6 protein-coding genes and 1 pseudogene are annotated in these 7,593 nt (G+C 71.6%); 1 reads left to right on the top strand and 6 read right to left on the bottom strand.

Annotated elements, in window-relative coordinates:
• From AOK03_RS44395 to AOK03_RS32705, 3 genes and pseudogenes are all read right to left on the bottom strand, one after another.
• Positions 1-188 (bottom strand): hypothetical protein (locus tag AOK03_RS44395; RefSeq protein WP_244177840.1); only part of this gene is annotated, 188 nt, incomplete at both ends.
• A 2-nt stretch (positions 189-190) separates the two neighbouring features.
• A pseudogene (locus tag AOK03_RS32700) lies at positions 191-2,464 on the bottom strand (endo-alpha-N-acetylgalactosaminidase family protein); the annotation flags it as partial.
• 214 nt (positions 2,465-2,678) lie between these two features.
• Positions 2,679-3,476, bottom strand: coding sequence for a S1 family peptidase (locus tag AOK03_RS32705; RefSeq protein ID WP_055569009.1), 798 nt, complete (start codon positions 3,474-3,476; stop codon positions 2,679-2,681).
• Between the two features lie 238 nt (positions 3,477-3,714).
• On the opposite strand from AOK03_RS32705, the gene AOK03_RS32710 reads away from it, so the two are divergent.
• Entirely contained in the window at positions 3,715-4,662 is a 948-nt protein-coding gene (locus AOK03_RS32710) for a hypothetical protein (RefSeq protein WP_055569010.1), read from the top strand.
• A gap of 25 nt (positions 4,663-4,687) precedes the next feature.
• On the opposite strand, the gene AOK03_RS32715 is transcribed toward AOK03_RS32710, so the two are convergent.
• The 3 genes from AOK03_RS32715 to AOK03_RS32725 all read right to left on the bottom strand — a co-directional run.
• Positions 4,688-5,593, bottom strand: a complete 906-nt coding sequence (locus tag AOK03_RS32715; protein ID WP_055569011.1) for a pentapeptide repeat-containing protein — start codon at positions 5,591-5,593, stop codon at positions 4,688-4,690.
• A gap of 73 nt (positions 5,594-5,666) precedes the next feature.
• Entirely contained in the window at positions 5,667-7,289 is a 1,623-nt protein-coding gene (locus AOK03_RS32720) for a DEAD/DEAH box helicase (protein WP_055569012.1), read from the bottom strand.
• 142 nt (positions 7,290-7,431) lie between these two features.
• The coding region (locus AOK03_RS32725; RefSeq protein WP_063792627.1) for a cold-shock protein at positions 7,432-7,593 on the bottom strand (162 nt) is incomplete at its 5' end.

The following is a 7,593-nucleotide window of genomic DNA, read 5'->3' on the forward strand; positions in this document are numbered from 1 at the left end:
GCCGCCGCCTTCGGGGACGGTGAAGTACGTGAACATGCGCTGGAAGCGGGTGCCGTGCTTGCGGTCCGCGGCGACGTAGTTGCCCGCGGTGGACGTCCGGGTGGAGTTGGTGGCGGTGATGCCGTCGGCGGTGCGCACCTCAAGGGCTGCCGTGCGGCTCTCCCCCGGCTTCTCGCCGACCTCGACCTNNCGCGCCGCCCTCGCCGATGACCAGCTCGTGGTCGCCGAGGTCGCTGAGCTGCACGGTGGCGGGCCCGCTGACCTTCCAGCCCGCCAGGGAGCCGGAGTGGAAGCCCGGGTCGTGCAGCGGCGTGCCCTGGCCCCACTTCGGGTCGGGCAGGTCCGCGGCGCGCTCGCGGTAGAGGACGTAGGGCTGCTTCGGCTCCGCCTTGAGAGTGACCTTGCCGCCCGCTACGGAGACGTACGACTCGAAGACGCGCCCTTGGTCGGTGAGCCGGTAGAGCGCCACGCGGGAGCGGCGGGCCCACGCGCGCGGGAGCTGCCAGCTGCTGGTGCCGCCTGCCGGGTTGTAGTGGTACAGCTTGGCGGGATCGTGCGCCTTGCGGGGCTCCCAGGGGAGCAGGTAGCGGCCGTCTTCGTAGACGACGTTTCCGCCGGTGGTGATGCGGCGCTTGCCGGAGGCGTCGGAGACCGTCGTCGCCGCTCCGGACCGGGCGTCTGCGAAGAAGGCGATCTCGTGCTCGCCCCAGCTCTTGATGGGGTACGCCTGGAGGTACTTGGCGGGCAGCGAGTGCGTCCAGATCAGGTCGTAGAAGGCGTGCCAGTCGGTCTTGCCGACCCAGCCCTCGAAGTTGCCCATGCGGGCGATGCCCAGGAGGGTGGGCCACTTGTCGGCGAAGACGTCCTTCTGGTGGTTGCGGACGAAGCGGATGAGGCGGGAGTTGATGCCGCGGGAGGTGTCGCCGCCGTAGTCGGGTTCGGTGGCCCAGTGGGACCAGATCGCGGAGCGCTCGAAGCCGTGGCCCCACTCCGTGGTGACCGTCCAGCCCTGTTCGCGGAAGGCCCGCTGGAGGCGGTCGGAGGTCCAGCCGGACTCGCGGAACACGTCGATGTAGAGGGTGTTGAGGCCGGCGTGGGTCTGGGCGCGCAGGTCGGCGAAGCGCTTGACGATGTCTCCGGAGACCAGGTCGCGGCGCTGGTCGATGCGGTAGCTCTGGTCGAGCCAGTCCCACTGCTCGTTCTTCTTGTCGACGAGCTTGTCGGAGAAGGCGTTCGCCACGGGGTACGACTCGGTGGTGTTGACGTGCACGCTGAAGTCGCTGTTCCACTTCTTGCCCTCGCGGACCAGGGTGTTGAGGTCGTCGAGGCCGCCCGCGCGCGTGTTGTAGTTGTCCGCGTAGTCGGGGTGGGCGGAGTCGTGGCCCTCGGACTGGTAGCCCTTGAGGAGCGTGTACTGGCGCAGGCCGTCGGTCGCCAGGTGGATCCGCTTGACGTTGTCGAGCGTGACGAGGAACGGGTTGGTGGCCTGCGAGGCGAAGTTGAAGGGGATGTGCGGGACGACCCGCAGGTGCTGCTCGTCGGCGCCGAGCGGGGTGACCATGATGTCCCGGAAGGCGATCGCGGCGTCCTGCCAGTCGACCTTGCCGTCACCGTTGCGGTCACCGGTGATCACGACGGTGGCGTACGGGAGGGGTTCGGTGGCGTCGACGGGGGCGGTCGCCGCGCGGTGGGTCCACTGCCCCGGGCTCAGCCGGGCCTCCACGTAGTCGGCTTTCCCGGTGGATTTCACCGTCTCGCGCCACAGGCGGCCGTTCTCCCAGGTGGTACCGGCCTCGGAGGTGGGCTTGTCGTAGACGGTGTTCGTCTCGACGGCGCCGCCGAGCCGGTCGTGCGCGACGACGGCGTACGCGCATCCGGTCGGTGCCTCCGCGGGGGTGTCCTTGGCGGGCCGGACGAGGGTGTCGCCGCTCTTGGCCTTGTCGAGCTGCACCTTGGCGGCGAGGAGGGCGGCGCCGGGCTGGTCGCTGCGCACCGCGAGCAGGGTGAGTCCGGGGATGCGCAGGGTGCCGACGCGCAGCGCGTCCGTGTCGGCGATCTTCGTGACGCGCCAGTGGACCTGCCTGCCCTCGACCGCGATCTCGACGTCGATCCGGGTGCCGCCCTCGAAGTCCAGCACGTACGCGGCGCGTGACCTGCCCGTCGTGACGGTGACCCGCGGGGTGTGCTCGGCCTCGTCGACGAGGACGGTGGTGACGGCGTCCGAGCGGCCGTGCAGCACGGCGCCGCTCGCGCGGTCGGTGTACGAGACGATGCTCGGGAAGGCGGTGGCGACGCGTACGTCCAGGTCGGCCGAGCGCAGGACCGCCTCGCCCGCCGGGCGCTTTCCGGCGGCGGGCTCGGCGAACGCGCTGCCTCCCGCGCCGAGGGCGACGCCCATTCCGGCGATCGCGCCCGTCGCGACCACGGCTCTGCGGCTCGGTCCGGACGTGTCTGACGGCAGCATGGGAGCACCCCTCCATGGACGGAATTTCGTGCCGCTCACGATGCGCCGGGCGGGACGAACGCGCCCATGGACAAAGGAGGGGGAGGTGTTGGACTAACCGTCGGGCGGTGCGCCCGGGGGCATGGGGGCACGCACGGCGAAGCGGGGCACGCACGGCGAAGCGGGGCGCCCGCGATCACGGGCGCCCCGCCACAGAACGTCGGACGTCAGGCCCTCAGAGCTCCGACGCCGCCTTCTCTATGTCGCCCGCGAAGGTCGACACCTCGGTGTAGACACCGGGGTACTTGGCCTGCGCGCAGCCGTTGCCCCAGCTGACGATGCCGACCTGGACGTACTCCCCGGCCTCGTCCTTGCGGAACATGGGGCCGCCGGAGTCGCCCTGGCAGGTGTCGACTCCGCCCTCGTTGAGCTTGCCCGCGCACAGCTCCTCGCCGGGCGTGAGGTCGTCGCCGTACGCGGCCTTGCAGTCGTCGTCGCTGACGAACGGGACCTTCGCCTTGAGGAGGTAGCGCTGCTGGTCGCCACCCTCCTTGTCGGCACCCCAGCCGGCGATGTCGAACTCGCCCTCGTTGTACTTGGTGTCCTTGGCGATCTTCAGCGTGGGCTGGTCGATCGGCTTCTCGAGCTTGATGAGAGCCCAGTCCTTGCCCTTGCCGTTGTAGCCGGGGGCCTGCAGGACCTTGGTGGACTTCACCTTGATCGCGTCGGAGCTCTCCAGGTCCACGACGCCACCGGTGGCGGTGATCCCGGTGTTGTCACCGGAGCCGTCCACACAGTGGGCGGCGGTCAGCACGATGTCCTGGGCGTACAGAGCGCCGCCACAGCCCATCGACAGGCGGACCATGAACGGGAATTCACCCTGCTCGGCGGGGGTGCCGCCGACGACGCGCTCACTCGGGTTCGGGCCCGGGTGGGGAGCCGCCTGAGCGGCCACGGGCTGAAGGCTCACAGTGGCCAGAGCGATCGCACCGAGGGTGGCGGCTCTCTTCACTCCACGCAGCTTGGTCTTCAACTGACTTCCCTTCGTGGGGGGTTCGTGGGGGTAGCGCCCCTGGCTGGCATGAGCCCGCCAAAAGCGTTGCTGCGGATTATGGAGATCGGTGTCCGCTCAGAGCAAGGGGCGGTTTCCAGCCACCGCGTGTCGCACGGGCCCGGTCCGGGGCCGGTGACCGCCGTACAGTGGAAGCCGGTTGCGGTGTCCGGGCGGGGCGGGTCGCGGTGTCCGGTGGGCGGCGTCAGGAGGTACGGACGTGACGGTCGGCGGCGGTCCAGTCGTGCACGGCTACCCCCATCTGGAGACCGTGCGCGCCGCCATCACGGCGCTCTACAAACGCCTCTCGTACGACACCGTGCACTCCTTCGAGACCAGCGTGGCCCCCGCGGACGTGGCCTTCGGCGACCAGGACGACCTGCATCTCGGCGCCCAGCGGGTGGCCCGGGAGATGGTCCGGCACCTGCACCTGCCCGACGCCCGGATGATCGTCGGCTTCCGCGAGATGCAGCATGCCGCGTCCGTCGAACTCGCCGCGGGGCCCGAGTACTTCATCGAGCTGAACGACCGCTTCCGCACCCACCGCAGGGACATCGGCGCGGCCCTCGCCCACGAGGTCATGCACGTGTATCTGCACCGGCTCGACCTCTCGTTCCCCGGCACGCGCGACAACGAGATCCTGACCGACACCGCCACCACCTACCTGGGCGCGGGCTGGCTGCTGCTCGACGCCTACCGCGAGGACGGCGCCTCGTCGCAGAAGTTCGGCTATCTGACCCCGGAGGAGTTCGGATACGTCCTGGCCAAGCGGGCGTTGGCGTTCGGCGAGTCGCCGGAGACGTGGTTCACCAGCGCGCAGGCCTACACGGCGTACACGAAGGGGCTCGCCCAGGCCCGCCGCGACGAGCAGCAGCCGCCGCTGACGGCCGCCGGGTGGGCGGGGCGGCGGCGGTACGCGAAGGACCGGCGGTACGCACGGGAGCACGGAGCGGTGGCGCGGGGCGGGACGGCCGGGGCCGGTGGAGCGAACGGGACCGGCGGGGTGAACGGGGCCGCCGGGGCGTACTCCTTCTCCGGCGACGGGCTCGGCGCGCTCCGCGTGACGTTCCCCTGCCCGACCTGCCACCAGCGGATCCGGGTGCCCTCGCGGGGGCGGATACGGGTGCGGTGCACGCTGTGCCGGACGGTGCTGGAGTGCGACGCCTAGCAGCAGCGGGTGGCCGCTCGGCCGGTCAGGCCTGCGACCAGTGCCCGGGGCGGTGGAGGGAGCCGGACAGCTTCGTGCCGTCGTCGCCCTTGGCGGCGTTCACCTGCGACTGGGTGAGGAAGAGCGCGCCGGTGAGGTCGGCGCCGCGCAGGTCCGCGTCGCGGAAGTCGGCGCCGATCAGGTCGGCCGCCCGCAGATCGGCGTCGCGCAGGTCGGCGCCGATGAGGTACGCGCCGCGCAGGTCGACGCCTGCGAGGTCGGCGCCCTTGAGCCGCGCGCCGATGAGGTCGGCACCTCTGCGGTCCTTCTTCTTGCCGCCCTTGCCGCCCTTGGCGTTCTTGCTGCTCTTGCCGCCCTGACCGCCTCGGCCCCGGTGCTCGGCGCGGACCAGTTCGCTGGTGCGCAGGAGGAGCGTGTTGACGACCTGACGGTGGGCGGCGACGTCCGTCTCGGCGACGGCCTCGGGGTCGCCCTGGGCCAGCCGCTCCGTCTCGGCGAGGACGCGCTCCAGGTCTGCGGCGATCGGCCGGGTCTGCGGGAACGTCAGTGCCTCGGTCACGTACCAGAGCAGTTCGTGGAGTTGCCGCATGAGCGGAAAGACCTCGAACATCTGTTGCGCTGTGGCCGGATCCCGACGCCAGTCGCGCCCTTCGAAGGTGCCCTGGGAGACGCGCTGCCCCGCCCCGAAGCAGTCGTACACGGTGCAGCCCCGGTACCCCTTGTCCCGGAGGTCCCGGTGGATGCCGCACCGGAAGTCCTCCCGCAGATTGCCGCACGGCTTCCCCGCGTCCTTGTTCACGGGGAAGTCCGCGGACGCGGAGAAGGTCAGCGCCACACAGCACAGCCCGAAGCAGCTGCCGCAGTCGGCACGCAGCGCGGCACGGTCGTCCTCGAGCAGAGGCAGGGCGACGAGGTCGCGCTCCGATGACATCGAGCGGGCTCCTTGGGACCGAGTGGATCAGAGACGGGGCTAGGGGACAGCCGGGGCAGGCCCGGCGCCCGCATCAGGCTGCGGAGCGGCGGCCTCCTTGCGCGCCGCCGCGCTCGCCGCCACCGGGACGGCCACGGCGGGCCCGGCCGCCGCCGCTGCCCGCGGCGGCACCGGACGAACCCTGGCCCTGGCGGGGCGTGCGTCGCTGCCCGCCCTGCGCCTGGCCGCCCTGGCCCTGACCACCGGCACCGGAGCCACCGCGCGGCCGGCGACGGCGCTGCGCGGGCGTCTTCGCCTGCTGCGGCTGCGGCGTCTCGATGACCACCGGAACGCCCGAGGGCTCCCGCGCACCCGTGATCCGGGCCAGCTCCTCGTCGGAGGAGGTGACGCGCGCCGTGTTCGGCCGGATCTCGGCGTCGCTCATGAGCCGCGTCATGTCGCGCTTCTCGTCGGGAAGCACGAGGGTGACGACACTGCCCGACTCCCCCGCCCGCGCGGTGCGCCCGCCCCGGTGGAGGTAGTCCTTGTGGTCGGTGGGCGGGTCGACGTTCACGACCAGGTCGAGGTCGTCGACGTGGATGCCGCGGGCCGCGACGTTCGTCGCGATCAACGCGGTGACCTGGCCGTTCTTGAACTGGTCGAGCGTCCGGTTGCGCTGCGGCTGCGAGCGGCCGCCGTGCAGCCCGGAGGCCCGCACACCGTTGGCGAGCAGCCGCTTGGTGAAGCGGTCCACGGCGCGCTTGGTGTCCAGGAACATGATCACGCGGCCTTCGCGGGCGGCGATCCGCATGGCCACGGCCTTCTTGTCCGTCTCGTCGGCGACGTAGAGCACGTGGTGCTCCATCGTCGTGACGGCGCCCGCGGACGGGTCGACGGAGTGCACGACGGGATCGGTCAGGAACATCCGGACGAGCCGGTCGATGTTCTTGTCGAGCGTCGCCGAGAACAGCATCGTCTGGCCGCCCTGCTCGACCTGCTTGAGCAGCGCCGTGACCTGCGGCATGAAGCCCATGTCGGCCATCTGGTCGGCCTCGTCGAGGACGGTGACGCGGACCCGCGACAGGTCACAGTCGCCGCGCTCGATCAGGTCCTTGAGGCGGCCGGGGGTGGCCACGAGGACCTCGGCGCCGCGGCGCAGCGTGTTCGCCTGCCGGGTGATCGAGAGGCCGCCGACGACGGTGGCGAGGCGGAGGTTGACCGCCGTCGCGTACGGGGTGAGCGCGTCCGTCACCTGCTGGGCCAGCTCGCGCGTGGGGACCAGGACCATGGCGAGCGGGGACCGGGGCTCGGCGCGCTGCCCGGCCGTGCGGGCCAGGAGGGCCAGGCCGAAGGCGAGGGTCTTGCCGGAACCGGTGCGTCCGCGGCCGAGGATGTCGCGCCCGGCGAGGGAGTTGGGGAGCGTGGCGGCCTGGATCGGGAAGGGGTCGGTGACGCCCTGGGCGGCCAGCGTCTTCAGGAGGGCCTCGGGCATGTCCAGCTCGCCGAACGCCTCGACGGCGGGCAGGGCGGGCGTGACGCTCTCGGGCAGGGCGAACTCGCCGCCCTGGACCGGCTTCGGCCTGCGGTTTCCGGATTTCCTCCCGGAATGCGCGGAGCCCTTCGCCTGGCCGGACGGCCGGCCCCTGCCGCCGGTGTTGCCACCTGCGGTGGCGGGGCGCTTACGGGCGGGGCGTGCCGGACGCTCGGAGCGGTTCATGCAGTAATGCCTTCCTGGTCGCTGGACTTCCGGACCTCTGAGCCGGTGCGGCTCTGGGCCCGGTCGGGCCCGATGACAGCGCAAGCCGAGGCCCGCACCTTCCGGTGCGGGCCTCGGCTGTGAGGTTCGCGCGCTGCGACGATCAGGCAGGAACGATGTTCTCGGCCTGCAGGCCCTTCTGGCCCTGCGTCACCTCGAAGGAGACCTTCTGGCCCTCGAGGAGCTCACGGAAGCCCGAGGACGCGATGTTCGAGTAGTGGGCGAAGACGTCGGGGCCGCCGCCGTCCTGCTCGATGAAGCCGAA

Source organism: Streptomyces atriruber (assembly GCF_001418325.1).
GTDB classification, from domain to species: domain Bacteria; phylum Actinomycetota; class Actinomycetes; order Streptomycetales; family Streptomycetaceae; genus Streptomyces; species Streptomyces atriruber.

Excerpts from the sequence above, each read along its gene's own strand:
- AOK03_RS32715 (WP_055569011.1), bottom strand. The coding sequence starts at position 5,593 with ATGTCATCGGAGCGCGACCTCGTCGCCCTGCCTCTGCTCGAGGACGAC.
- AOK03_RS32720 (WP_055569012.1), bottom strand. The coding sequence starts at position 7,289 with ATGAACCGCTCCGAGCGTCCGGCACGCCCCGCCCGTAAGCGCCCCGCC.